Annotated in this window: 24 protein-coding genes and 2 tRNA genes; 7 read left to right on the plus strand and 19 right to left on the minus strand. The window is 42.3% G+C overall.

The window, feature by feature from the left end:
- Positions 1 to 3: 3 nt before the first annotated feature.
- Positions 4 to 1,344: an adenylosuccinate lyase gene (gene purB / locus MBUR_RS05960; protein WP_011499230.1), complete on the minus strand. Its 1,341-nt coding sequence runs from the start codon at positions 1,342 to 1,344 to the stop codon at positions 4 to 6.
- 81 nt (positions 1,345 to 1,425) lie between these two features.
- Here purB and MBUR_RS05965 point away from each other — a divergent pair, with 81 nt between their 5' ends.
- The 4 genes from MBUR_RS05965 to MBUR_RS05980 all read left to right on the plus strand — a co-directional run bounded on the left by MBUR_RS05965 (position 1,426) and on the right by MBUR_RS05980 (position 3,944).
- Complete coding sequence (locus tag MBUR_RS05965; RefSeq protein ID WP_011499231.1) at positions 1,426 to 1,953, plus strand: hypothetical protein; 528 nt, start codon at positions 1,426 to 1,428, stop codon at positions 1,951 to 1,953.
- Positions 1,954 to 2,108: 155 nt separating this feature from the next.
- A complete protein-coding gene (locus MBUR_RS05970; protein WP_011499232.1) occupies positions 2,109 to 2,963 on the plus strand; it encodes a DUF488 family protein in 855 nt (284 codons plus the stop codon).
- Complete coding sequence (locus tag MBUR_RS05975; protein WP_011499233.1) at positions 2,960 to 3,721, plus strand: hypothetical protein; 762 nt, start codon at positions 2,960 to 2,962, stop codon at positions 3,719 to 3,721. Before MBUR_RS05970 ends, MBUR_RS05975 begins: the two co-directional genes overlap by 4 nt.
- 40 nt (positions 3,722 to 3,761) lie before the next feature.
- Complete coding sequence (locus MBUR_RS05980) at positions 3,762 to 3,944, plus strand: hypothetical protein (protein ID WP_048063276.1); 183 nt, start codon at positions 3,762 to 3,764, stop codon at positions 3,942 to 3,944.
- Positions 3,945 to 4,125: 181 nt separating this feature from the next.
- On the opposite strand, the gene MBUR_RS13815 is transcribed toward MBUR_RS05980, so the two are convergent.
- On the minus strand, positions 4,126 to 4,278 hold the full coding sequence (locus MBUR_RS13815) for a hypothetical protein (protein ID WP_157196659.1): 153 nt from the start codon (positions 4,276 to 4,278) through the stop codon (positions 4,126 to 4,128).
- Between the two features lie 364 nt (positions 4,279 to 4,642).
- Here MBUR_RS13815 and MBUR_RS05985 point away from each other — a divergent pair, with 364 nt between their 5' ends.
- On the plus strand, positions 4,643 to 5,050 hold the full coding sequence (locus MBUR_RS05985) for a hypothetical protein (RefSeq protein WP_011499235.1): 408 nt from the start codon (positions 4,643 to 4,645) through the stop codon (positions 5,048 to 5,050).
- 23 nt (positions 5,051 to 5,073) lie between these two features.
- On the opposite strand, the gene MBUR_RS05990 is transcribed toward MBUR_RS05985, so the two are convergent.
- Positions 5,074 to 5,148, minus strand: a tRNA-Arg gene (locus MBUR_RS05990).
- Positions 5,149 to 5,580: 432 nt separating this feature from the next.
- Here MBUR_RS05990 and MBUR_RS12985 point away from each other — a divergent pair.
- Positions 5,581 to 7,104, plus strand: a complete 1,524-nt coding sequence (locus MBUR_RS12985; RefSeq protein WP_011499236.1) for a sensor histidine kinase — start codon at positions 5,581 to 5,583, stop codon at positions 7,102 to 7,104.
- Positions 7,105 to 7,249: 145 nt separating this feature from the next.
- Entirely contained in the window at positions 7,250 to 8,731 is a 1,482-nt protein-coding gene (locus MBUR_RS06000; protein ID WP_011498778.1) for an IS66-like element ISMbu5 family transposase, read from the plus strand.
- A 169-nt stretch (positions 8,732 to 8,900) separates the two neighbouring features.
- On the opposite strand, the gene MBUR_RS06005 is transcribed toward MBUR_RS06000, so the two are convergent.
- The 16 genes from MBUR_RS06005 to MBUR_RS06080 form a co-directional block, all read right to left on the minus strand.
- Entirely contained in the window at positions 8,901 to 9,095 is a 195-nt protein-coding gene (locus MBUR_RS06005) for a winged helix-turn-helix domain-containing protein (protein ID WP_011499237.1), read from the minus strand.
- 177 nt (positions 9,096 to 9,272) lie between these two features.
- Positions 9,273 to 9,584 carry a 30S ribosomal protein S10 gene (rpsJ, locus tag MBUR_RS06010; RefSeq protein ID WP_011499238.1) on the minus strand — a complete coding sequence of 104 codons (312 nt, stop codon included), beginning with the start codon at positions 9,582 to 9,584 and terminating at the stop codon, positions 9,273 to 9,275.
- A gap of 31 nt (positions 9,585 to 9,615) precedes the next feature.
- On the minus strand, positions 9,616 to 10,887 hold the full coding sequence (gene tuf / locus MBUR_RS06015) for a translation elongation factor EF-1 subunit alpha (protein WP_048063277.1): 1,272 nt from the start codon (positions 10,885 to 10,887) through the stop codon (positions 9,616 to 9,618).
- Positions 10,888 to 11,006: 119 nt separating this feature from the next.
- Complete coding sequence (locus MBUR_RS06020; protein WP_011499240.1) at positions 11,007 to 13,199, minus strand: elongation factor EF-2; 2,193 nt, start codon at positions 13,197 to 13,199, stop codon at positions 11,007 to 11,009.
- 48 nt (positions 13,200 to 13,247) lie between these two features.
- The gene (locus tag MBUR_RS06025) at positions 13,248 to 13,808 is read right to left on the minus strand and encodes a 30S ribosomal protein S7 (RefSeq protein ID WP_011499241.1); all 561 of its coding nucleotides are present in this window, start codon (positions 13,806 to 13,808) and stop codon (positions 13,248 to 13,250) included.
- 4 nt (positions 13,809 to 13,812) lie between these two features.
- Complete coding sequence (locus MBUR_RS06030) at positions 13,813 to 14,241, minus strand: 30S ribosomal protein S12 (RefSeq protein ID WP_011499242.1); 429 nt, start codon at positions 14,239 to 14,241, stop codon at positions 13,813 to 13,815.
- Between the two features lie 77 nt (positions 14,242 to 14,318).
- Entirely contained in the window at positions 14,319 to 14,744 is a 426-nt protein-coding gene (locus tag MBUR_RS06035) for a NusA-like transcription termination signal-binding factor (protein ID WP_011499243.1), read from the minus strand.
- Between the two features lie 16 nt (positions 14,745 to 14,760).
- Positions 14,761 to 15,048: a 50S ribosomal protein L30e gene (locus MBUR_RS06040; protein WP_011499244.1), complete on the minus strand. Its 288-nt coding sequence runs from the start codon at positions 15,046 to 15,048 to the stop codon at positions 14,761 to 14,763.
- 90 nt (positions 15,049 to 15,138) lie between these two features.
- Positions 15,139 to 16,299, minus strand: coding sequence for a DNA-directed RNA polymerase subunit A'' (gene rpoA2, locus MBUR_RS06045; RefSeq protein ID WP_011499245.1), 1,161 nt, complete (start codon positions 16,297 to 16,299; stop codon positions 15,139 to 15,141).
- Entirely contained in the window at positions 16,299 to 18,944 is a 2,646-nt protein-coding gene (locus MBUR_RS06050) for a DNA-directed RNA polymerase subunit A' (protein WP_048063563.1), read from the minus strand. The genes rpoA2 and MBUR_RS06050 overlap by 1 nt, the downstream gene beginning before the upstream one ends.
- 11 nt (positions 18,945 to 18,955) lie before the next feature.
- Positions 18,956 to 20,770 (minus strand): DNA-directed RNA polymerase subunit B, encoded by a 1,815-nt coding sequence (rpoB, locus tag MBUR_RS06055; protein WP_011499247.1) that lies wholly within the window; start codon positions 20,768 to 20,770, stop codon positions 18,956 to 18,958.
- Entirely contained in the window at positions 20,770 to 22,398 is a 1,629-nt protein-coding gene (locus MBUR_RS06060; RefSeq protein WP_011499248.1) for a DNA-directed RNA polymerase subunit B'', read from the minus strand. The genes rpoB and MBUR_RS06060 overlap by 1 nt, the downstream gene beginning before the upstream one ends.
- Positions 22,399 to 22,639: 241 nt before the next feature.
- Entirely contained in the window at positions 22,640 to 22,876 is a 237-nt protein-coding gene (locus MBUR_RS06065) for a DNA-directed RNA polymerase subunit H (RefSeq protein WP_011499249.1), read from the minus strand.
- Between the two features lie 46 nt (positions 22,877 to 22,922).
- Positions 22,923 to 22,999: transfer RNA gene (locus MBUR_RS06070), tRNA-Lys, on the minus strand.
- Positions 23,000 to 23,509: 510 nt separating this feature from the next.
- On the minus strand, positions 23,510 to 24,745 hold the full coding sequence (locus MBUR_RS06075) for an adenosylhomocysteinase (protein WP_011499250.1): 1,236 nt from the start codon (positions 24,743 to 24,745) through the stop codon (positions 23,510 to 23,512).
- A gap of 48 nt (positions 24,746 to 24,793) precedes the next feature.
- Positions 24,794 to 26,098 (minus strand): amidohydrolase family protein, encoded by a 1,305-nt coding sequence (locus MBUR_RS06080; protein WP_011499251.1) that lies wholly within the window; start codon positions 26,096 to 26,098, stop codon positions 24,794 to 24,796.
- Between the last annotated feature and the right edge of the window lie 10 nt (positions 26,099 to 26,108).

Genomic DNA, 26,108 nt, shown 5'->3' on the forward strand with positions numbered 1-26,108 from the left:
ACCTTATAACTGAGCCCTGAGCTTTGCCACAACGTTCTCGACCTGAGCTACTGCGGTACCGATGTACATGTCAGGATCAAGAAGATCGTTGATCTCAGATTCGTTCAAATACTTTGTAACGTCCGGTCTGCTGAGGAGGACATCCTTGAGATGCTTTCCTGATTCGTGGGCTTCCATTGCGGAACTGCGCACGATCTCATGAGCTTCCTGCCTGCCAACACCGCGTTTTGCCAGATCGATCATGATAGCTTCACCCATGTTAAGACCACGTAAGAGATCGAGGTTCTTGCGGATGTTCTCAGGATAGAATCTCAGATTCTCTATAACGCCTATTGCGAGCTTTAAGAGATGGTCTGTAAGGACACAGCTTTCAGGGAAAACTATCCTTTCGCAGGAGGAGTTAGTGAGGTCACGTTCATCCCAGAGGGTGTTGTTCAGAAGTTCCGGCTCGACCATTGAACGAACGATACGTGCTAGACCACTTATCTGTTCTGATTTGATAGGGTTCCTCTTGTGAGGCATTGTGGATGAACCTACCTGGTTCTTGCGGAAGCTTTCCTCCACTTCTGCGATCTCGCTTCTCTGGAGGGTGCGTATCTCCACAGCGATCTTGTCAAGGGTGGTTACTGTGTTTGCCATCCACATGACGAATTCTGCGTGGCGGTCACGCTGGATGATCTGATTTGAAACATCAACACTGCCAAGACCGAGATATTCCATTGCGTGTGCCTGGATCTCGATACCATCTTTACCGAATGCTGCCTGTGTACCCACAGCGCCTGTCATCTGACCTACCAGAAGGCGTGGTGTAAGCTGTGCTAAGCGTTCGAGGTGCCTTGCGACCTCACTTGCCCAGATAGCAAACCTCAGGCCGTATGTGGTCGGCACACCGATCTGACCGTGTGTCCTGCCGGCACAGACAGTGTTCTTGTGCTCTTCCGCTTTTGTGAGCAGTACATCAAGAAGTGTTCTTGTCTTTTCCTCAAGGATAGCAACAGCATCCATCATCTGAAGAGCAGTAGCTGTGTCCAGGATGTCGTTGGAAGTTGCACCAAAGTGTACCCACTTGGCAGCATCATCTGTACATTGCTCAGAAATAGCAATAACAATGGCCATCATGTCATGGTGGATCTCATCCTCGATCTCAGCAACTCTCTCGATCTTTACATGAGCTATGCTTTTCTCGATCTCTGCTGCAGCTTCAGCAGGCACCATACCGATCTTTGCTTCGGCATTTGAGAGTGCTGCTTCGGTCTTTAAGAGCTTTTCAAGACGGTTTGCCTCGCTCCAGACATATTTCATTTCGTCAGTACCGTAACGGTATTCGATAGGATGGATTGCCATGTCTTTTGGTCTCCTTTGATGTGGAATTGATTTACTAATGAACTATAGTGGGTAAATAAACAACAAACCCATAAATAGACTTTGTTTGTCAAGTTTGAAGCCCAGGAAGATAATCATTTCAGAGCCTTGAAGGTCCTTGCATACATCGGATTACAATCCGAAGGAAGTGCAGACTTCCAGGACATATTAGATAACCTTGACATTCAAAAAAGTACACTCTGGCGTTATATCAGTTCTTTAAGAGAACAAGGATTGATTGACATTAGCAGAAGCTACCATACTTGTGTATTCTTCAAGAAACGTTCAGTATGGGAACAACTCCGGGACCCATTGCTTGCAATAGTCACAGCTCTGGATATAGGTCTTAAGAAGATCAATGGAGAGTATTTCATTGATTCCGGTATGATTCGCCGTTATCGTGACAGGACGAAAAACCTGAAACCGATAAAGAAAAAGGAATCAAGAAATCCAAAGTTTGAAAAGATAGTCGTTGAGACCATCCGAGAAGCTGAACAGCTTAACAAGGAGTTCAAGGAGCTTGGAATTAACAAGCGTGCTTCTGTTCTGTCTACTCACAATACTATGAGGTATAGTCGGGTGATTGGGTGAGCGGTAGCTATCGAAAAGCGGTGAATTAAGTTTGACATTCTTGAATGAAATGTAAAACTTAGGAATGAGCTGATTTATAAATTACTTTCAACAAGCTCATCATAACTATATATATCAAGCAGAAATACTAATTACTATGAAGACGAGTGAAGCCCATGATTACCCATAAACAAAGAGCACTTCTATCTGTAATAGATCGATTAAATGAAAGAGGCAATGCCACGAAGTTTATGATTGTCAAAAATCTGTTTTTACTATCAGTTGAAGAAAATATAGGTAAAGTAATAAAATTCTATCATTTTTTCCCTTATCATTACGGACCTTTTTCAAATGCATACTATGCAGATATAACAAAACTTCAAAGTGATGGATTAATTATAGAAAATGATCATCACTTAGAGTTAACTGAAAAAGGAAAAGACGTATCAACAAAAACTGAACGGAAAGCGATATTTCGAATTAGGAGAGTTGCTAATAAATTTAGTTCTGATAAACAAATTCGTGAATATGTATATGAAAAATATCCAGAATTCACCGTGAAAAGTAAGCTGGTTGATAACAAAGAAAAGCAGTTGATTCCGGGCTTGTTTTCAATTGGTTACGAAGGAAGGGACATTGATCAATTTCTTAATTTGTTAATTCAAAATAACATAAATATTCTTGCTGATGTCAGAAAAAATCCTTTTAGCATGAAGTTTAGCTTTACAAAAAAGAAATTAAGTACCTATCTTGAAAAAATAGGTATACAGTACATTCATATTCCAGATTTGGGCATAGAAAGTGATGATCGAAAAGAATTAAATTCTATGACAGACTACCAAAATTTATTTAAAGAATATGCTGATTCAACACTTAAAAGAAATAAAGAACACCTTGATTATATTTATGAATTGAGCCAAAGCAATAGAGTTGCTATGATGTGCTTTGAAGCTGATATAGATATGTGTCATAGAGGTGTTATTGCAAAATCAATTGCAAATAGTAAAGGGATAGAGGTCGTAGATATTTGAACCCAAATACAATTGAGCAAGTTCTGGTTTTAGTTCGCGCAACTCCAGAAAAAAGTAAAAGATATGGACATACTGTTTGTGTTGCAGGTGTAAATCAAAACAATGAGCTACGCAGATTATATCCTTTTAGATTTAATTATGGGGATCGCTTGATTAAATTCAAAAAGAAAGATGTAATTGAAGTTAATATTACCAATCCCGATAGCGATATGAGAAGGGAGAGCAGGAAAGCTTCCAGTCACAAAAATTTATTTTCTCCTCTTAATGACGAAGAAGTCTTAGATCGAATTGCCCCACTCATCTCATCAATTGAAAAATTGAATGTCGAGGATGCAAGTTTAGGCATTGTACGACCAATTATAGAAGACGTTGAAGTCATAATTAATAGCACAGATATTATGGATAAACAAGCATTTTTTACTCAGGCAGGAGAGTATTCCGCTCAAGGTAGAGAAAGAGTAAAGATGCCTGTTGAGGTGCGATATCTATTCAAATGTGAAGGAGAAACAACTTGCAACGGTCATAAAATAATAGTTCTTGATTGGGAAATAAATGAATTAGTGCGAAATATTATGCAAAAAGATAAAGATCCTAAATCAATTAAAGAAAAAATTAGGTACAAGATGATTGATTATATGGCAAAAAAAGAGCTTTATCTTATACTAGGAACTCATTTTCAATACAAAACTTGGATGATTATTGGTATTTTTTATCCAGACAAAATTGATAAATCACAAAAAAAACTTTTTGAATTCTGAAACGTAAAAAAGACATTGTGCAATATGTGGGAGATATAAAATGGATGAAGAACGCATGAGATCATTAAAAGGTGAATGGAAGTGTGTACACTCACAAAACGAATGGTGTACATTTGATCGGATGACTGAGAACGGTCATATCTGTTTGTCAGGTAAACCATGCAATGGATATGAGGATGGGGATTCCTGCTCATTCAAAGAAACGGTCGAAGATCTTAGATAAATCCTGTCATATTAATAAAACAACAACATTTTTTACCCCGTTCCCTTAGGTACACTCTTAAGGACTATGTCTCACTATTGAGACATTCAGCTCGAACATGCTCGAAATTGACTTTCAAAAACTCCAAGAGAAATCGAGATTAATCATATTTTCCCCTCTAAAAATGATAAAACTTTGACTCTCATGCACATGTGAGAGAGGTTGGAAATATGGTCTGCGGTTTGAACTGGAAGTCCTCTACCATCTTTGAGCTTACAACATCCTCATCCTGGGTATCATTGTCCCCGGTTACAGGAGCTTCATCTACTGGTGGCACTTTATATTCTGGAGCCATATCCTCCAGAGGACGCTCTTGAATGCCTGAAAAGATGTGGATGAATCCTCTTATTAATACCTGGACTTTTAGCCAATCTTCTAAGGATCATAAGGCAGCCCATATATTGCATGTGTTGCCCTTTTTTGATATTGCCTTTATTCACACACATAACTATCTGAATCGCCCCTGTGTGGATGTATTTCCAACCAGGCGGCAACATAAGGACAACTCGAGATAATGTGTATTCTTCTCATTCCAGTTTTGCCATATAACTGGATAATACCGCCAACTTAACAATATGATGCCAATAATCTGTGAAAAAATAAAGGGAATGTTTATCTACTGATAGGGAACATAATTATTTAGTGTAGGGGGAAAAATTGTGGAAAAATTACATGTGTTCTTTAAGAAACTTGACAGGAATGAGTTTACAAGTCAGGACATAGACCTACTTGTTAAACAGATGACAGATGATGCGAAACAGGGGATCATTGCACTGACAAAGGAAGACAGGCAATGGTTTGAAACCTATGCGTTCGGATTACAGCAATTTGAAGTGCTTTGCAGTAAAGACTCGTCTAAAATGAGAGCAGGGGACTGGAGACAGGCAGTGGATGATTTTAGCAAAGTCCGGTTCTTTGTGGATGATATGGAAGAGAAGAAGCTCGTCAAAAATGTATTCTGGAATGTAGAAGGAATAGTTACATTCGATATCCCTGATAACGCAGGATACAGGAACTTCATTTATTGCAGGATCAAAAGTTATCTTGAAAAACTTTATAGAAAATAATTCCAGATGCTAAAAAGAGTCCGTGGCGGGCCCGCCGGGAATCGAACCCGGGTTCTAAGCTCCGGAGGCTAAAATGATATCCACTACACTACGAGCCCATTAAATGAATTTGGATTGCTTTGAATAATAATATTCGGATACAAGATCAACACCATATTGACATCCGATCAACAAAATGCTTATAATTCCGAACATAATCACTACATGTAAAATTAACTATATTAAATAATAGGTTTAGATAAGGGTCAAAGCAAAAATATCAATGAACTTTGAATTTATTGATTCTCCACTACAACCAATTGGATAAATTCCAAAATATGGCCACCGGAATTTGATCATAAACTAAAATTAAGAGTAATGTATCCACCTAACAGTATCTCATTGACATAAAATAAGTATTAAAAACATATTAATATAGAATTGTATTAATTAAATGTAGTCGATGAAAAACAGTTAAAGGTACTTATATTAAGATTTGCATATAGTGCTAATAAATAATCATAAGTGAAAGCAACATAGCGGTATCAAATATGGAGATCTCAAAAAAGGAAAATGAACTCGATGAGGCTGATGAACTCCGAACAAAACTCAAGCTTGCTAACAAAAAAATAGAAGAGATAGAAGAGTTCAATAAATTGCACATTGAAAATCTCAATGATGTTATATTCAGCATCAATGAACAAGGTAATTTCACATACATTAGCCCTGCTATTGAAGATTTTACAGGGTACAGAGCGGAAGAAGTAATGGGCACTTCTTTTATGCAGTACATCCATCCAGATGATCTTCCAGGATTGCTTCAGGATATTGACCTTACCCTCGAAGGTGAACACAAACCGTATATGTTCAGAGTAGTATCAAAAACAGGCAACATAACCTATGTACATACTTCATCAAGAGGTATTCTAAAGAATGGAAAGGTTGTTGGGATCAATGGAATAATGGTTAATATTGCTCAACTTAAGGTGATCGAATTCGAGCTCATGAAACAAAAAGAAAAAGCTCAGCATTATCTGGATGTAGCAGGGGTTGCGATAATCGTCATTGACAATGATCACAGAATATCACTTGTAAATAAAAAAGCCTGTGGACTTCTGGGATATAAAGAACATGAGTTGCTCAATCGAAACTGGTTTGAAATGGTAGTTCCAGAAGAAATACGTGATTCTGTAGCTCAAACATTTACATTTTCGTGTTCTGAAAATGCTTTATCGACTCCATTTGAATGTGCCATAAATACAAAAGAAAAACAGAATAAGTTATGCTCCTGGAAATGCACGCAATTGAAGGATGAGAATGGGAACACGAATGGCTACATACTGGCCGGAGAAGACATTACGGAACGTAAACAGGTGGAGGAAGCTCTATTAAATGCTAAGCATATGGCGGAAGATGCCAATCGGACAAAGAGTGAGTTCATAGCAAATATGAGCCATGAGCTTAGAACGCCTCTTAATGCAATTATAGGTTTTTCGGAAATCCTTATTGAAAAAAAGTTTGGAGATTTAAATGATAAACAGGATAAATATCTGAACAATATTTTTATAAGTGGAAAAAAGCTTCTGGAAATTATCAATTCAATACTCGAGATATCAAAGATCGAATCAGGAAATATTGAAATAAACTATAAGACCATCAGCCTTGGAGACTTAATCGAGGACTTAAAGGAAGATATCAAAGAAAAACTTCCGGATCAAGCTGAAATGGTATCTTTTGAGATATTAACGAACATCGAAAATATTATAGTTGATATTAACAAGGTCGAAAAATCAGTACTTCACCTAATAGAGAATGCTATTAAATTCTCAGATAAAACCCAGCATGTGGAAGTAAGTCTTGAGTCTGTTGATGAAATGATAGCATTCAAGGTCACAGATAGAGGAATAGGGATAACAGAAGAAGATATCAAGAGGTTATTCAAGCCATTTAATCAGCTGGATGCCTCTTCCACCCGCGTTTACGGTGGGTTGGGAATAGGATTATACATTATAAAAAAGATTGCAGAATTACATGGCGGTGGCCTTGCAATAAAAAGTGAGTTAGAAAAAGGGTAACTATTCAGCCACCTTTGCGTGCTAAAATCCCCCCACCTCAATTTATTTCATCTTCTGACATGGATTTTTACGAAAAAAGTAAGTAGTAGCATTCTATTTAAGTTCACACCCAAAAAATCAATTGGTTTTGCCAAACAGGAGGTGAATGAACACGAAACGCAAAGAAATCCTAGCAGTTTATGAACAAGGTCCCGAAGCAGTTGTCACTCTTGTCACTACATTGTACGACATCATTGCTGAACAACAAAGGATCATAGAACTACAAGCTGCCAGAATAACCGAACTCGAAGAACGAGTTAAAAAATTGGAAGAGCAACTCAAAAAAAACAGCCGAAACAGCAGTAAACCACCTTCAACTGATGTTTTTATTAATGAGAAACCAAAAACAAAAAGCAGACGAAAAAAGAGTGGAAAGAAACCAGGTGGTCAGAAAGACCATCCTGGAACTACTCTCAGAATGGTAGATGTTCCTGACGAAGTTATAATTCACAAAGTACACAAATGTAGCAATTGTGAAAGATCGCTTGAAGATATAGAAGTTAAAGATCATGAAAAAAGGCAAGTATTTGACATACCTCCCATTAAACTTCAAGTAACAGAACATCGTGCTGAAATCAAGTCCTGTCCTCACTGCGGTTGCAAGAACAAAGCTACTTTTTCAGAAAAGGTTAAACAACCCACGCAATATGGCTTGCGTCTTGCATCATTAGCAGTCTACTTACATGATTATCAATTACTTCCTTATGAACGCAGCTGTGAATTGCTAGCTGATGTTTGTGGATGTGAAATAAGTCCCGCTACTTTGGCCAGGGCAGAAAAGACATGTTTTGAAAAACTTGAAGATTTCGAACAGCAGATCAAGAACTTCTTAATAGAATCTCCTGTGATAAATTGTGATGAAACTGGTATGAGGATAGAAGGAAAACGACAGTGGTTACATGTTGCTTCTACAAACAAAATGACATGTTATTATCCTCATCAAAAAAGAGGCTCTGACGCAATGAATGCGATGGGAATCTTACCAAATTTCAATGGTACAGTAGTTCATGATTTCTGGAAATCATATTACAAATATGATTGTGATCATTCGATCTGTAATGCTCATCTATTGCGAGAATTAACAAGTGTAAGCGAGAACGATAATCAATTGTGGTCAAAAGCTATGAATATTCTACTTATTGATGTCAAAAAGTCAGTTGACCAGATCCGAGGAATGTCTGGTTGTATGAAACCAGAGAGAATTAAAGAGTTTGAAGATTGGTACGGCCAGATTATTCATATTGGGATAGAAGAAAATCCTCAACTTCAAGCCAAATCAAAGAAGCGAGGAAGAACTAAACAAACCACAGCAAAAAATCTGCTGGATCGGTTTATTGGTTATAAAAATGATATTCTCAGGTTTATGCATGATCTAAAAGTTCCATTTGAGAATAATCTTGCAGAAAGGGATGTGAGAATGATGAAAGTACAGCAGAAGATATCGGGTACATTCCGAAGTATGCAAGGAGCATTAATTTTCTCGCGGGTAAGAAGTTACATTTCTACTGTTAAGAAGAATCAGATTCCTGTGATGGATGCAATTCGAAATGCAATTGCTGGAATGCCATTTATTCCAACAATTGTTTGAGCTTCTAATCTTTTTGTGTAAAGGTTGGTCATACAGGATTGATTATAGGTAGGCTGAATAGTTACGAAAAAGGTAGCTCATTCACTTTTGCAATTCCAACAAAACCATCGAATCAGTGATAGTATAACTAAAAAATGTTACACAAATAATCGTGTAACATTAATATTTTTTAATTCGTAATATCATAATAGCATCTTTTTGGAGAGCATACAAGACCTTTTTTCTTGAGACTGGCGAGTGATTTACTAACCAGCTTATTGTCAATGCCAGTAGCTTCTGCAACATCGCCAGGTCTTAATGGCTCTTCAGAATCTTCCAGAACTTTTAAAATCATTTCTTCATTTGTATCTAAAGCATTGGTCATGATAATTACCTCTCAAATGCTAAACATTTGAATATAGAACAACAAACACTGTTTTATAATTATTACTATAAAAATATAAGCTTAAATAAGTAAGAAAAAATGAGAAGTAAGCAAAGTAGGAGGAGAAATGTTACAGATAAATATCTGTAACTAATTCAAGTCGTTTTTCAATCGTGCTCAATTCTGGAGTACGATCTCAATACTGATATCTTTTGGAACCTGAATCCTCATGAGTTGTCTAAGTGCACGCTCATCAGCTGCAATGTCAATAAGTCTTTTGTGGACACGCATTTCCCAGTGGTCCCATGTTGCTGTACCATCGCCACTTGGGCTCTTCCTTACAGGAACTACCAACTTCTTTGTTGGAAGTGGAACTGGACCGGATATGCTTACTCCAGTGCGGTTTGCAATGGCTTTCACCTGGTCGCAAACACCATCGAGGTTTACAGGACTTGTGCCTGATAATCGTATTCTTGCTTTCTGTGCCATTTTTTCCTCCTATAAAAAAAAGTGAAGAGTGTTATTTCTTCTGTGTAACACTCATGCACATGCCCGCAGCGATCGTCATACCCATATCACGGATAGCGAATCTGCCGAGCTGTGGAATCTCACTTACAGGCTCAATGCACATTGGCCTTGTTGGCTTGATCGTAACGATAGCTGCATCTCCAGCCTTGATGTAGGTTGGGTTCTCTTCCTTGACCTGACCGCTCTTTGGATCCAACTTCTTGTTGATGGCCATGAGAGTACAGGCAGTCTGAGCTGTGTGGCAGTGGAATACCGGTGTGTATCCGACTGTGATAGCGGATGGGTGCTGAAGGACAACGATCTGTCCGGTGAACTCATCAGCTACCGATGGTGGCTTATCTGCAGGACCACATACGTCACCTCTCCTGACGTCGTTCTTTCCAATACCTCTTACGTTCCAACCGATGTTGTCACCAGGTACAGCCTGATCCCATTCTTCGTGGTGCATCTCAATTGACTTGACCTCACCAGTTGCGCCGCTTGGCATGAAGGTGACCTTCTGGCCCTTTTTCATGATACCGGTCTCTACCCTACCTACTGGAACGGTACCGATACCGGAAATGGTGTATGCATCCTGTACTGGGATACGGAGTGGAAGTGTATCTGGCTTACTTGGCACTGTAAGATTATTGAGGCATTCAAGCAATGCTGGACCAGTGTACCATGGAGTGTTAGCGCTTGATTTTGTTATGTTGTCGCCTTCGAATGCGGAAGTTGGAATGAATGGGACATCGTCTGCCTTGAATCCTACCATACCGAGGAGCTGTGATACTTCTTTCTTGACCTCGTTGTATCTGTCCTCGCTGTATTTAGCTGCGTCCATCTTGTTAATAGCAACGATAAGCTGGTTGATACCAAGGGTCCTGGAAAGGAAAACGTGCTCCTTTGTCTGTGCCATTACCCCATCAGGTGCTGCAACTACAAGAACAGCTGCATCTGCCTGGGAAGCACCAGTGATCATGTTCTTTACGAAATCTCTGTGGCCTGGGCAGTCAACTACTGTAAAGTAGTACTTGTCGGTATCGAATCTCTTGTGTGAGATATCGATGGTAACTCCTCTCTCACGCTCTTCCTTGAGTGTGTCCATGACCCATGCAAATGCGAAGGATTCCTTACCCTTCTCTTTTGCTTCTGCCTTATATTTCTCGATAAGGTGTGCAGGTACTGCGCCTGTCTCGAACATCAACCTTCCGACAAATGTTGATTTACCGTGGTCAACGTGTCCGATAACTGCTAAGTTCATATGTGGTTTATCAGCCATGATAATATTCTCCTTTATTTTTAATTGGTATAATCTGTAATTTTGAGCATAATGGTTGTTTCTACTATTAAACCTTTCCAGCGAATTGTCTCAGGTAGAAAAAAGATGGATTTACATCCACCTTACATGCTCATAAAGTCTTCTGCCTGTGGCAAAGCTGCCTTGAGTCCTTTTCGCTTGCGGATACCTGTAACAACTTCGGTCATGAGACTCATTGGAAGTGGTTCGAAACCTGCGAACTCTGTACTCCACATTGCTCGACCTTCTGTTGCGGATCTGATATCACCAGCGAATCCGAATAGCTCTGAAACTGGTGCTTTGGACTCGATGACGGTTGTATCCCCTTCGGAAGTCATGTCTATAATGACACCGCGACGGCCCTGGATCTCCTTGGTTGCTCCACCCATCTGCTCCTGCGGGACCTGGATGAATACCTTCTGATATGGTTCAAAGAGCGTATCATCAGCCATAAGCATTGCAGCCTGGATTGCCTGTCTTGATGCAGGAATTACCTGTGCAGGGCCTCTGTGGACAGCGTCCTCATGGAGTTTTGCATCCATGAGCTTTACTTTGACACCCATGCATGGTTCCTTGGAAAGTGGTCCAGCCTTCATGACCTCGGTGAATCCCTCAATGATAAGCTCCATTGTTTCGTTCAGGTACTGAATGCCCTTTGTCATATCGAAATAAGCATTGCTCTCGAAGATATTTACGATCTTCTTTGCTTCATCTTTATTAAGACCTGCTGCCATGAGCTTCTCCCTTCTCTCAACTTCAGGCATCCTCATGGAGATCTCGTCATTGCGTATAAGCTCACGGACTTCTGGCTCCAGTGGCTCGACGATAACATAGAATCTGTTGTGCCTGTTAGGGGATTTACCTTCCACAGGACCTGCTGTACCTGTGATGGTCTCACGATATACGACAAGTGGAGGTGTTGTTGTGATCTCCACACCTTTGTCACGCTCGATCCTGTGAGCAATGACCTCAAGGTGAAGTTCACCCATACCAGCCATTAAGTGCTCACCGGTCTCTTCATCAAGAGTTATCTTGAGTGTTGGGTCTTCTTTAGCGACCTGGCGAAGAACTTCAACGAGCTTTGGAAGGTCCTTCATGTGCTTTGCTTCGACTGCAACAGTAACTACAGGTTCACTTGCGTGCTTGATGCTCTCGAAAGGCTCCATACCTTCAAGTGTGGTTACTGTGGCACCTACAAATGCATCCCTGAGACCTGTTACCGCTGCAATGTTACCTGCAGGGATCGCATCAACTTCAAGCCTCTCAGGGCCCATGAAAACACCGACCTGCTGGATTCTGTTCGTCTTTGATGCACCTGAAACGTAAACTTCCATACCACGGGAAAGTGAACCGCTGAAAAGTCTACCTGTTGAAACTTCTCCTGCGTGTGGGTCCATGCTAATATCAGTTACCATGAAAGCAACATCTCCCTTGGCATCTGCAACAGACATCTGCTTACCGATACCGGACTCATGGTCACCATGCCAGATAGCTCCGACCCTGCCCTTCTGTGCATCGATAGGACTTGGAAGGAATCTGATAACCATATCGTTAACTGCTTCGTGGAGTGGACATTTTTCAGCAAGTGACTTCATGTCTTCTTCACGGCAGTAATTGAAAACTTCACTAAAGCTTACACCGGTCTTCTTCATCATAGGGACACTGATAGCCCAGTTGTAAAGAGCGGAACCGAATGCTACAGTACCCTCAGCTGCATCTACTCTCCAGCCTGCGTTATAGCGCTCTTCGTTCATACCTTTGATAAGCTTGTTTACGTGATCGATGAGCTTTCCGAGCCTGATCTGCATCTCCTGATCATCGACCTGCAACTCGTTGATAAGACGGTCTACCTTGTTAATGAAAAGTACCGGCTTTACGTGCTCTTTCAGTGCCTGTCTCAGAACGGTTTCGGTCTGAGGCATTGTACCTTCAACAGCATCGATGACAACTACAGCGCCATCTACTGCACGCATTGCACGGGTTACATCGCCACCAAAGTCAACGTGACCAGGTGTGTCAATAAGATTGATAAGATATTCCTTGCCCTCATATTCGTGCACCATTGACACGTTAGAGGAGTCGATCGTGATACCTCTTTCCTGCTCCTCTGCGTCAGAATCCATGAACAACTGGCGGCCTGCGAGCTCCTTGGAGATCATCCCAGCGCCTGCGAGGAGGTTATCTGAAAGAGTTGTTTTTCCGTGATCGATGTGAGCTACAATACCGATGTTCCTGATCATTAATGGATTGCTCATCAGCGCTGTAACACGCTCAACCATTTTCTTCCTTCGTCCCATGATAAAACCTACAATTGAATAATTATATAAAATAAAAAAGGAACACGATTAACGTGCTGCCTTTGCGACTCTTTCCTTTCCATCCTTTCTGTTGATGGAAAAGCACTTTGCATCACGGTTAGAAGCTGCGATGAGCTCGGATGCAAGACATTCTGCTGCAGAGCGCTTTGATTTGAAAGCTGTCTGATTAGAACCTATTGATATATTTCTCAATGCATGGTCAACACGCCTCTGTGGAGCTGTATCAACTGCCTTTGGTACAGAGATACCACCGTATTTAAGTCTGACAACTTCTTCCCTTGGACCAGCATTTGAAACAGCTTCTACGAGAACCTGAACAGGATTCTTCTTTGTCTTCGAGTTAACGATGTCAAAAGCCTCATCCACAATACGAAGAGCGATCTGCTTCTTACCGGTGTTCTGTGCATTACGCATTACATTGTTCACAAGACGCTCGACGATTGTAATGTCGGACTTGTTGAACTGCTGCCTTGCGTGTTTACCTGATGTATGTGGCACGATAACAGGATCGAGGTTGACATATCTCTTGATACCAGCGTCAGCGACTTCGACCTCTGTAAGGTCCCACTTTCCGAATAACTTGTACATGGAATTATCTCCTTGGTTTTTCCTTTCTGCCAATGACCATTTCTCTCAATGATACATTGTTCACAGCAATGACCTTGAAGCGCACGCCAGGAATATCACCCATTGCACCACCCATACGGCCACCTATTCTTTCTACGGTCACTTCATCGTGCTCATCAATAAAATTGATAGCACCATCACCGGGACAGAAAGCTGTTGCCTGACGACCGTTCTTGATCAACTGGATCCTAACACATTTCCTGATAGCGGAGTTAGGCTGTTTTGCCTCGACACCTACCTTCTCAAGTACTATTCCACGACCCTGTGGCGCACCACTTAGAGGGTCAGATTTAATATCCAGACCTAAGGTACGCCTGCTGTACCCGGTGTCTTTCCACCTAGCATCTTTGCGAACCTGCTGAAGTCTGTGAGCTGCATACTTTCCATTTGGCATATATTATCCTCCCAATTAATTTTCCGTAAATTTTCGTAATAAATCAGTTGAATTTGATCATTTGTGTGAACAGCAGTTCACTGTAAGATGACATCATCGATATAGTGATGGCGACCTACTACCCTTTTAATCTTATCGATATTGCTTCCGTTACGCCCTATAGCAAGTCCTTTTTCATTTGCTGCCACATCCACATAGGCAATATTCTTATCGCCTTTACTGGATATTCTGACAGACCTAACAGACACAGTACCGAAAGCATTCTTTATAAATGTAACCGGTTCGGCCGAATATTCGATGAGTTCAATGTGTTTGTCAACGGACAGTTTCACCCGATTGAGATTATCCCCACATTTCCCAATAGCTGCACCCATGTCACCAGTATTTACGACATAAATGACCCTATCGTCATCGATAATGCAATCCTTAATAGAAGCGTGAGTCACACTTTCAAACAGTGCAATGTATCTGATACATTCTGTTGAAAGTCTGATCTCACCCAAATGATACAACTCCTGATTAAATAACTGCAAGTATATCGGATTCGCCTGCATCCATGATTGCCATGGTAGCAATGGTAAATGCCTTACCACATACAGGACCTAGATCAACACCTGTACCAGCATAATTTAAAATAGGTACGCTGGTTGCCTCTATCTGATCTCTTATGTTTGCAGGGCAGTTGGATGCAAGAACTACCATCTTTGCTTCGTTTTTAACTGCTGCCTCAATAGTGCGGTTCGCACCCATGATAACAGTACCTGTCCTGATAACTTTGATAAGTGCTTTATCAATATTAATATCCATTTTACATCAACCCATCTATATTGTCAATTTGAGATTTGTATTCTAATATCTGAATCCTTATATCTACTTTCTGGTTGCAGCCCAATGCTCTTAAAGATTTTTGAGAGGATTTCTTGCAACCAGGTGAACATCACCAGTACCGAGCTTGATCGGCTGACCGACAATAATGTTCTCAGTAACACCATTAAGTTCATCGATATCACCGCGCATACCGGCATCAAGCAAGTGATTAACAGTAACCTCGAACGCTGCACGGGCAAACACACTGGCCTTCTCACCGGAAATACCGTGACGACCGATCTGCTTTACCTCTCCATCACAAGTCATGATGTCCGACACAAGCATGAGGTGGCGGATATCCACAGTAAGACCCTGCTCACGCAGAGTGTCACTGGCTTCCTTAATGATGGCAAAACGAGCAGCTTCAATGCCGAACACTTCATAGATCTCACCAATATTGTTAGTAGAGGTCCTTGAAAGGTCTATACCTTCGACTTCGAGAATCTCCTTAAGCATGGAGCCTTCAGTGTAAAGAGTGTATTCATCACCATCCTTTCTGATAACTACCCTCTTGATACCCTCAATACCTTTCAAAGTGATACCATGAATGTTCTTGGCAAGCTGGAGCAGATCCCTGTATAGAGGTTCCTTCGGGATCACAATGATCTGATTTGCAACCTCACTGGGGATCTTTACATTTACTTTAAGACCCTCTGCGAGTTTCTCAGCAATGGCATCAACATCAATGTCCCTCTGCAAGAGCATCTTCTCGTTAAGATCGAGGATAAGGTTCATGTTAGCAAGATCGGTCGTAACGTCCGCCAGATGCTCGATATGAGTAGCTTCGATCTCCCATGCAACCTTCCTTGCGAAGTCCCTGTCTGCAGCGTGCTCTTTAGCAAGAGCGACGGTCATCATCGGAGTACTTGGAGTCTTCCTTGCATCCACGATCTCGATAAGACGTGGCAAACCCAACGTAACGTTGATCTCAGCCACACCAGCGTAGTGGAAAGTACGCATGGTCATCTGAGTGCCAGGTTCACCAATGGACTGTGCAGAGACCACACCAACCGCTTCACATGGCTCAACGCATGCATAATTGTAGTCTGCCATGACACGTTCGATGATCTCTTCCATTTCTTTTTTCGTGACACCGACACCAACTACATCCTTTCTTAACGTAGCAAGTGTCGTCATTGGAAGCGGAAGACCGCTTATCATAGAATCGATAGTAGCTTCACTGATGGACATTATGCCACCTCCTTACCTGTAACAGACCTGACAACACGGTGTATTGCTTCAGGCTTACTATAATCACTCTTTGTGGAGTCGATACCATCTTCACCGTACTTGAATTGTACAATGACACCTCTCGTCTCACGCACAGAACCATCATACTGCACCTCAAGGTCCTGCAGCGCATTCACAAGACGCCTCTGAAGGTAACCTGACTGAGAAGTACGGACCGCAGTATCCACAAGACCTTCACGACCACCAATTGCGTGGAAGAAATACTCAGTAGGATTCAATCCGCTCTTGTAACTTGCTTTCACGAAACCGTGAGCATCAGCACCAAGGTCACCCTTATCGAAGTGAGGGAGAGTCCTTCCTGCATAACCTCTTCTTATACGCTCACCACGAACCGCCTGCTGACCGACACAAGCCGCCATCTGTGTCAAGTTCAAAATAGAACCACGAGCACCAGACCTTGCCATTATAACCGCAGAGTTCTCAAGACCAAGACTCTTATCAGCCATTCCTCCAGTATCATCCCTGGCTTTACCCAGAGTCTGCATGATCCTCATTTCAATGGTCTCATCAAGGGTCCTGCCCGGCAAAGCTTCAAGCTCCTTGTTCTCATACGCCTGAACAAGTTCAGCCACCTCTTTTTCAGCATCCTGTAGCCTTATAGCAATGCCTTCCTTGGCTTCTAACGGAATATCCTCATCACTGATACCAAAGCTCAGTCCTGTGTGCATAACACCCCTGATAGCAAGCCTTGTGAAATCATCTACGAACTTTGCACCTGCGGTGGTACCGAATTCTTTAACGACCTTATCAAGAACACGTCCTTTGAACGCACCGATTGCCTGCTCATCGATAGTACCTTTGATAAGTTCACCATCTTCGATGACAACATAAGCATCGTACTCACAGTCCCCTTTCTTACAGGTATCACACTTGAAACATACCTGCGCAGGGAACTCGACATAAAGTCCCTTAGGAAGGATCTGACTGAAGATCTGCTTTCCGTTCCAATAAGGCTCACCATCTTCAAGATGACCAGCAGGCTCTGGAAGCACACGCAATTCAGACTTACGGAGAAGCTCCAGTGCATCGTTCTTACTGATGAACTTTTCATTCCTTGTCAAAAGGAACAGACCGGAAATGTGATCGTGGATACCACCGATGATAGGACCACCGAAACGCGGGGAAAGGATATTTTCCTGAACCTGCATAAGGATACTTGCCTCTGCACGTGACTCTTCGGTCTGAAGAACGTGCATGTTCATCTCATCACCATCAAAATCAGCATTGTATGGCGGACATACAGCCGGATTGAGCTTGAAGGTCTTATTAGGAAGTACCTTTACGCGATGTGCCATGATACTCATCTTGTGCAGTGAAGGCTGCCTATTGAACAGTACAATATCTCCATCCTGCATCTGCCTTTCAATGCTCCACCCAGGCTCGAGCTTCTCAAGAAGTTCTTCTTTGTTGAGCTCTGTGACCTTGATACGACGTTCATCATCACGGATAACATAATTCGCACCCGGATGAACTTCACGTCCACGGCGAACATATTCCCGCATAAGATCAATGTTCTTTGAAATGACCCTTACAGGAATTGTCATATGTTGTGCAATAGAAAGGGGAACACCAACTTCATTAATACTAAGGTTGGGATCAGGAGATACCACAGTACGTGCAGAGAAGTTCACACGCTTACCCGACAGACTTCCTCTGAAACGTCCTTCCTTACCCTTAAGACGCTGGGTCAATGTTTTCAGTGGCCTTCCTGACCTGTGCCTTGCAGGAGGTACACCTGAAACCTCATTATCGAAATAGGTTGTAAGGTGATATTGTAAGAGCTCCCAAAGATCCTCAATAATAAGCTGAGGAGCACCAGCATCCCTATTCTCCTGGAAACGCTGGTTTATACGAATGATGTCCACGAGCTTGTGGGTCAGATCATCCTCACTGCGCTGACCGGATTCAAGCGTGATGGATGGCCTCACAGTGACCGGAGGTACCGGAAGAACTGTAAGGATCATCCATTCAGGACGAGCAGTATCAGGGTTCATCCCCATTACACGGATATCATCATCAGAGATGTTCTCAAACCTGTCCCGTATCTCGGTAGGGGTCAGCTTATGACCATTCTCAATGTACTCACTTGGCTTCTCGAACTTTATATCGAGCTGCTCCTCATTACAATAAGGGCATGTCTTTGACTTCCTTGCTTCCTTGAAGACATTATTAATAACATCATCAGGAAGGTGGCCCATATCCTTTTGCTTGGCCAGCTGTTCAAGGAAGTCCCTCTTTTTACTTTCTTCGAGTAGAAGGGAACTGCATTTACAACAGACCGAACGTAAGATCTTACGAAGGATCTTATTGAAACCAACGTGAATAACAGGTGCTACAAGTTCGATATGCCCGAAATGACCAGGGCATTCTCCAGCACGGCTTCCACATGATTTACATTTAAGTCCAGGGTCGATCACACCAAGACGAAGGTCCATAAGACCCATGTCTATCGGATAACCGTCATCATCATAGGTATCCGCAGTTATGATCGATGTAACACTCATTTTACGTACTTCTCGCGGAGAGATCAAACCGAATTTGATCGCACCGATCCTCTTTGGTATTGAGGGTACCATATTATCCATCTGCATTATTATCACACCGCATCATCAAGTCTAAGTCTTGGAGCAACCCCAAGGGATTTGATCTCATCAAGAAGCAACTTGAAAGCATAACTCATTTCCACCGGGTGAATATCCGTTTCAGCACCACAGTTCGAACAGTATCTGATATTACGAGTCCTGTCAAAAGTTGCCACCATACCACATTGAGCGCATACAAGTTCTACGACCTTGTCAGACTCATCGAGAAGCCTTTCCTTCAAGGTCATCGCAGCACCGTGCCCGATCAGTACATCCCTTTCCATCTCACCAAACCTAAGACCACCTTCGCGAGCACGACCCTCGGTTGGCTGACGGGTCAATACCTGCACAGGGCCTCTGGACCTTGCATGGATCTTTGATGCGACCATGTGGTGGAGTTTCTGGTAAAGGATAACACCAACAAAAACATCCGCCTGGATCTTCTTACCAGTAACACCATCACAGAACACCTCTTTCCCTGTATGTGAGAAACCACGATTCTTAAGCCCATCGCGAATACCATCCTCCATATCACCGGAGAATGCAGTGCCCCACTTACGCTGACCTTCAAGAGAACCGAGTTTCCCACCGATCATTTCCAGAACGTGAGCAACGGTCATACGTGAAGGGATAGCATGAGGATTAATAACAAGATCAGGAACCATACCCAGTTCCGTAAATGGCATATCATGATACGGAACTATCAATCCGATAACACCCTTCTGACCGTGTCTTGATGCGAACTTGTCACCGATCTCAGGGATCCTTTCATCCCTGATTTTCACCTTTGCGAGCCTTGTACCATTGATAGATTCAGTAAGAATAACAGTATCAACAATACCTTTCTCGTTCGAGCGCATCGTAATTGCACTTTCTCTGCGCTGTTCAATGGTTATACCAAAGTCAGACTGTTCTTCAAGGAACCTTGGAGGACTTGTCTTACCAATAAGCACATCATTTGGACCTACAACAGTCTCAGGATTTACAAGACCGTCAATGTCGAGGTTTGCATATGCATCTGCACTACGGGCACCTCTGAACTCAGAATCAGGGATCTCGAACTTGTCTTCCTGTCCACCAGGATAACGGCGTTCTTCACCTTCGAAGGTCCTCAGGAAGTGGCTTCTTCCAAGTCCTCTCTGAATGGAACCTTTATTGAAAACCAGTGCATCCTCAATGTTATGCCCTTCGTAGGACATGACAGCGACAACGAAGTTCTGCCCAGCAGGACGCTCATCGAAATGGATAGCATCACAGGTCTGAGTGCGTGTCATTGCCTTCTGCGGATAGTGAAGCACATGCGCACGTGTATCAGGCCTAAGTTTCAGGTTGGATGAAGAAACTCCTATACACTGCTTGATCATAGCTGCACCCATCGTGTTCCTCGGAGAAGCATTGTGCTCAGGATATGGAACCATACCGGTACAGATACCAAGCATCAAGGAAGGATCGATCTCTAGATGAGTGTGGTTAGGAGTAAGGTCTTCTTCATAAAGACCAATGAATGCATTCTCTTCCTCCTCAGCATCCAGATATTCAACATATCCCATGTCCAGAAGATCGCGGAACGAGATCTCACCATCCCGGACTTTCTCGACATACTCTGCCGTGATCGACGGGACACCATTTTCAACAACTATTGCAGGCCTTCTTGCACGACCTATATCAGAACTGAGGATCACTTCATGAATATCCTCATAAAGCGTTACATTCAACTGGTGAGGCAACATGCCACTACGGCGCTGCCCCCTAATACTCTCGACAAGCTCTACCGGATCATTGTGAGTTCCGATAAGTTCCCCATCGAGGAAGACTTTTGCTTCAACCATTATTGTGCCTCCGTCTCATCGCCGCCCACGGGATCGGCATTTTCATCCATGAATTCATGATAGTCAACATCGTTAGGTCCAGGCTCTGCTTTAACCTCGACCTTCTCAGCAGGTTCATCGGTATCCGTATGAGGTGCCAGTTCCAGATCTTCCTCATAATCCACATCAGCAGCCAGTTCCAATATAATTTCTGGAACGTAGAGCTCCACATGGGCTACACCAAGCCCATAGAGGACATTTTTAACAACATCTTTATCCTCCAGACCAGTCGAAAGTTCGACCATCTGAGCAAAGTTCTTCACAAGACCACAATTCGGACCTTCCGGAGTCTCTGAAGGACAAAGACGTCCCCACTGGGTTGGGTGAAGATCACGGGCCTCAAAGTGAGGTTGCGCCCTTGAAAGTGGAGAAATGACACGCCTTAAGTGAGAAAGAGTTGAAATGTAATCTGTGCGGTCAAGCAACTGTGATACACCACTTCTTCCGCCAACCCAGTTACCAGTGGCAAGAGGGTGCTGAAGACGGTCGGTAAGAACATCCGCACGCACAAGTGTCGCGACATTCAGTTCCCTGTTCCTCATGTTAGCCCTTTCAAGCTGGTACTTCACATCACGTGCAAGACGGTTGAAAGCTACCCGGAAAAGATCCTCCATAAGGTCACCTGTTAGCTTAAGCCTCTTGTTAGAGTAGTGATCCTTGTCATCATCAGAGCGCCTTTTAAGAGCAAGCTCGAAGCATGATTCTGCCATTCTACCAAGGAAATGTGCTTTTGGTATCCTGTCAGCAGGATCGTTGCCAAGATGCGGAAGAAGATAACGGTCGATAACATAGTTCGCACGCTTCATCTGGTATTCCCTTGCCTGGCCGGAAGCCACGCGACCACCGATCTTCTCAATAGCATCTTCTATTGTGAAGACCTCTGCCTCTTCAAGGTTCTCGAACATGAATTTCATAATCTCAGGGTCAGTTGAAACGATCTTTGCGACATCTTCATCAGTCTCAACCCCCAGAGCTCGCATCAATGTAATGAAATTGATACGTCCGGAGATCGATGGGAATGAAATCTCCAAAAGGGATTTCCTGCCTCTTTCTACAACTACCAGTGCCCTGTAACCTCTCCTCTGAGAGAATACCTTTGAAACTTCAATAGAGTCCCCATAACGCTCACCAAGCTCAGTAAGGATCTTGTTAGGAGCGAGGTCCTCAAGTGTCATCACGACACGTTCTGTACCATTGACAATGAAATATCCCCCAGGATCAAGTGGGTCCTCACCATGCTGGACCATTTCAGCATCACTAATACCAACAAGGTTACAGATATCTGATTTGATCATAACAGGAAGCTGGCCGACCTTTGCTTCCTTTGGCTCTCCTTCCTCACCATTCTGTACAACAGACATTTCCAGGAAAAGAGGAGCCGAATAAGAAAGGTTACGCAACCTTGCCTCGTTTGGATACAATTTCTCAATTGCACCATCGGCTTCTTTTACTACTGGATGTTCCACCCTTATCTTACCAAGTTTGACATAGATATCCTCGAGATCGGTCTCGATTATACCTTGTTCATTAATGATCTTCTGAAGACCATGTTTGACAAACTTGTTATAAGAGTCGATGTGATGCTGCACAATCTTGTCCTTTGTGAAATAGGCTTCTGATAATACGCTCGTGTCTAACGCGATGATAGCACCCTCTTTTAATTAATTGGATTTTAGAATAGAAAAATGATTGGAATTATTGGTCACTGCGACCATATTGCAGGCCACAGTATCAACTCGGTCGAATGCACTCTCGAAACAATGCATTAAAAAGCAACTAAAATAAGTGAATAAAGAATAAACAAGATCTTTCAAATATAAAAACCTCGTTTCACCCTATAACATATCTGTAATAAAGTGCTTCACCTGCTGTCTGGCTTTTGCGAATAACCTTCACAACATCACCAGGCTCCGCACCAATTTCCAGTGCGATAGGATCTGTTACTTTCAACTTCGGTAACTGCTCCCTTTCAACATTATAATGTGTTAGAACAGTTTTCAGATCATCCTCATCCATAATTTCATGATGGGGGATTAATTCGTGGTCAAGCAGGCTGAACTTACTCAAATTTACTCCTCCTAAAAAATATGCAAGCAATATATTTCCAGATTGCTGGCGGGCTTGTAGGGATTTGAACCCTAGACCGTCTGGTTAAAAGCCAGACGCTCTGCCTGACTAAGCTACAAGCCCACGGCGATCACTGCACTAGCACCATGAATGCCACCTCATACAGCGAGGTAACAAAGGAATACTAATATATAAAGATACCCATTGTGCATTGCACATAATTTTGGAGTGAACCTACCACATATAAACATACAAAATATATCCTGAAATAAAGATGAAAGATGTATGGAATAGCCAATAAATATATATGCGATTATTTTTACTTTTTACGAAGTTGGGTCTTTTGTAGCAGGAGGAATTGAGAATGCAGCCTTTATTATGATCAAGCGCAGTTATCAGACAGATAACATGCCAAACTTATCTTTGCAAAAAATATTCAGCCTGAATAACAACTTACAGAAAAAGTTGCACTAATATTCACAAAGACAGTCAAATGTTGCATCTTAAGGAATTCCATTATATGCATCCACCCATATAAACATTGACATCAAGAATCACCTGCTAATTACTTGAATATCAAACGCAAATAAATATCAGCTAAAAAAACGACTAAATCAAAAAAATTGCAGGACATTATGTCCCGCAATCCCATCCTTCCATATATTCGGTCTGATGAGGTTCAAGTTTATCAATTTCAATGCCCATTGATTTTAATTTCAATTCAGCAACATACATATCAAGATCATGCGGAACAGGATGTACACCATTCTCAAGTTTGGTCTCAGCAATATATTTGACACATAGTGCCTGATTTGCAAAGCTCATATCCATGACCTCTGCAGGATGACCATCGCCTGCTGCAAGATTAACAAGTCTACCATCTGCAAGAACATTAATCCTCTTACCCGCAACATTGTACTCCTTGATATTTTTCCTGACCGTCCTTACAGAACTGGCCATGGCAGTCAGCTCTTCAAGATTGATCTCCACATTGAAGTGACCTGAATTTGCAAGAATTGCACCATCTTTCATTACCTCAAAATGCTTCTTTGAAAGGATATCGACATTACCCGTAGTTGTGACGAATATATCACCATACTTTGCAGCCTCGGCCATAGACATAACACGGTGACCATCCATACGAGCCTCGAGTGCACGTATAGGGTCGATCTCTGTCACAATGACATCCGCACCAAGTCCTGAAGCACGCAGGGAAACACCCTTACCACACCAACCATATCCACCTATAACAACGGTCTTTCCAGCAACCAGAAGATTGGTGGTCCTCATAATACCATCCCATGATGACTGACCTGTACCATACCTATTATCGAAAAGGAATTTAGTCATTGCATCGTTTACTGCAACAACAGGCATCTTCAATGCCCCATCCTTTTCCATTGCCTTAAGCCTGTGAATACCAGTAGTTGTTTCCTCACAACCACCAAAAATATCAGAGAGCAGATCTGTGCGCTCAGTATGGAGTTTGAAGATAAGGTCTGCACCATCATCAATGGTGATATCAGGCTTCATATCAAGCACTTTATCGATTGCCTCATAATATTCATCACTGCAGCAATCATACTTTGCATAGCAGTTGATATTATCACGCGTATTGAGAGCTGCTGAAACATCATCCTGTGTGCTCAACGGATTACAACCTGTGATAGTCACTTCAGCACCACCTATGGCAAGTGCCTCAACAAGAGCAGCTGTCTTTGCTTCGACATGCAAAGCCATTGCGATCTTATGCCCTTTCAAAGGCTGTTCACGTTCGAAATTCTCCCGAATGATAGAAAGAACAGGCATGTGACTGCGCACCCACCCGATCTTCATGTCACCGGATTCTATCAAATCTTTATCACTCATCTTTAGATCTCCAGTATAAATTTAAATATTGCATAAGGCGGAAACACATCAATTCTTGGCATCTACCCTTGAAACCAGATCAGAAGCCGCCTGTTTTGCATCATTGATGACCTGTTGCTCATTCATGCAGAGCACTTTACGCTCATCCATAAGTACAACACCATTTACAATAGTGGTCCTCACGTCATTTCCAGTTGCTGAATATACCAATTGAGAAGGCACATCGAACAAAGGAGAAAGGTGTGCTTTATTCATATCAATAATAATGACATCAGCATTATAATCTTTCCTTAACACCCCACTATTGATATCAAGTGCTTTTGCACCATTGACAGTAGCCATCTCAAGCACCTGCTTTGCAGGAAGTGCAGTAGGGTCCATGGTATCCACCTTCTGCAACAATGCAGCAGTCTTCATCTCATCGAACATATCAAGATTATTATTTGAAGCACAACCATCAGTACCAAGACAGACATTCGCCCCTTTATCAAGCAACTTCATAACCGGTGCAACACCAGATGCCAGCTTCATATTACTCACCGGATTATGGGCGATATTGACATTATTATCAGCCAGAATATCCATATCCCCATCTGAAAGCCAGATACAATGTGCTGCGAGGACACCCGGACCAAAGAAATCAATAGTATCCAGCATATTCACAGAGCACATACCATACTGCTCTTTCATCTGATTCAGTTCAGCTTCTGTCTCAAGCACATGAATATGGATCTTTACATTATCCGCAATTGCCTGCTCTTTTACTTTTGAAAGGAATTCTTTTGAACAGGTATTCGGCGCATGAGGCCCATACATAACAGATATTCTACCCTCTGCTTTACCATTCCACTCTTTTACAAATTCCCTTCCCTTTTTAAGTTCGTTTGTTCCCTTCTCATCATCCCAAAGCTCGATCATACCGTAGGAAAGAGCTGCCCGCAGGCCACATTCTTCCACGGCCTTACCGACCTCTTCCATAAAGAAATACATATCAGCAAAAGCAATAGTTCCACTCTTTATCATTTCCAGACATGCAAGACGGGTACCGGCAAGTACATCAGAAGCAGTAAGTTCTGCCTCAGCAGGCCAAATGTGTTCTTGGAGCCATTGCGCAAGCGGGAGATCATCTGCATAACCTCTGAAAAGCGTCATGCCTGCATGAGTATGTGTATTCACAAAACCCGGCATAACAACGCCACCTTGTGCATCGATAACAGTATTCGCCGTTGCAGACGTAGTTTCTGCGACTTCAACGATCTTTCCACCCTCTATAACCACGACACCATTTGGAATATCATCAACCTCAGGGTCCATTGTCAGGACATAACCGTTCTTAATTATGATATCAGCCATATGATCACTA

The organism is Methanococcoides burtonii DSM 6242, from assembly GCF_000013725.1.
Classification (GTDB): Archaea; Halobacteriota; Methanosarcinia; order Methanosarcinales; family Methanosarcinaceae; genus Methanococcoides; species Methanococcoides burtonii.

Coding starts and splice junctions, on each gene's coding strand:
- MBUR_RS05970 (WP_011499232.1), top strand. CDS start 2,109: ATGATTACCCATAAACAAAGAGCACTTCTATCTGTAATAGATCGATTA.
- MBUR_RS06020 (WP_011499240.1), bottom strand. CDS start 13,199: ATGGGACGAAGGAAGAAAATGGTTGAGCGTGTTACAGCGCTGATGAGC.
- MBUR_RS05980 (WP_048063276.1), top strand. CDS start 3,762: ATGGATGAAGAACGCATGAGATCATTAAAAGGTGAATGGAAGTGTGTA.
- MBUR_RS06050 (WP_048063563.1), bottom strand. CDS start 18,944: ATGGATAATATGGTACCCTCAATACCAAAGAGGATCGGTGCGATCAAA.
- MBUR_RS06075 (WP_011499250.1), bottom strand. CDS start 24,745: ATGAGTGATAAAGATTTGATAGAATCCGGTGACATGAAGATCGGGTGG.
- rpsJ (WP_011499238.1), bottom strand. CDS start 9,584: ATGGCACAGAAAGCAAGAATACGATTATCAGGCACAAGTCCTGTAAAC.
- MBUR_RS06000 (WP_011498778.1), top strand. CDS start 7,250: ATGAACACGAAACGCAAAGAAATCCTAGCAGTTTATGAACAAGGTCCC.
- MBUR_RS12985 (WP_011499236.1), top strand. CDS start 5,581: ATGGAGATCTCAAAAAAGGAAAATGAACTCGATGAGGCTGATGAACTC.
- MBUR_RS06080 (WP_011499251.1), bottom strand. CDS start 26,098: ATGGCTGATATCATAATTAAGAACGGTTATGTCCTGACAATGGACCCT.
- purB (WP_011499230.1), bottom strand. CDS start 1,344: ATGGCAATCCATCCTATCGAATACCGTTACGGTACTGACGAAATGAAA.
- MBUR_RS06005 (WP_011499237.1), bottom strand. CDS start 9,095: ATGACCAATGCTTTAGATACAAATGAAGAAATGATTTTAAAAGTTCTG.
- MBUR_RS06025 (WP_011499241.1), bottom strand. CDS start 13,808: ATGTACAAGTTATTCGGAAAGTGGGACCTTACAGAGGTCGAAGTCGCT.
- MBUR_RS13815 (WP_157196659.1), bottom strand. CDS start 4,278: ATGGCTCCAGAATATAAAGTGCCACCAGTAGATGAAGCTCCTGTAACC.
- MBUR_RS06040 (WP_011499244.1), bottom strand. CDS start 15,048: ATGGATATTAATATTGATAAAGCACTTATCAAAGTTATCAGGACAGGT.
- rpoA2 (WP_011499245.1), bottom strand. CDS start 16,299: ATGTCCATCAGTGAAGCTACTATCGATTCTATGATAAGCGGTCTTCCG.
- MBUR_RS06030 (WP_011499242.1), bottom strand. CDS start 14,241: ATGCCAAATGGAAAGTATGCAGCTCACAGACTTCAGCAGGTTCGCAAA.
- rpoB (WP_011499247.1), bottom strand. CDS start 20,770: ATGGTTGAAGCAAAAGTCTTCCTCGATGGGGAACTTATCGGAACTCAC.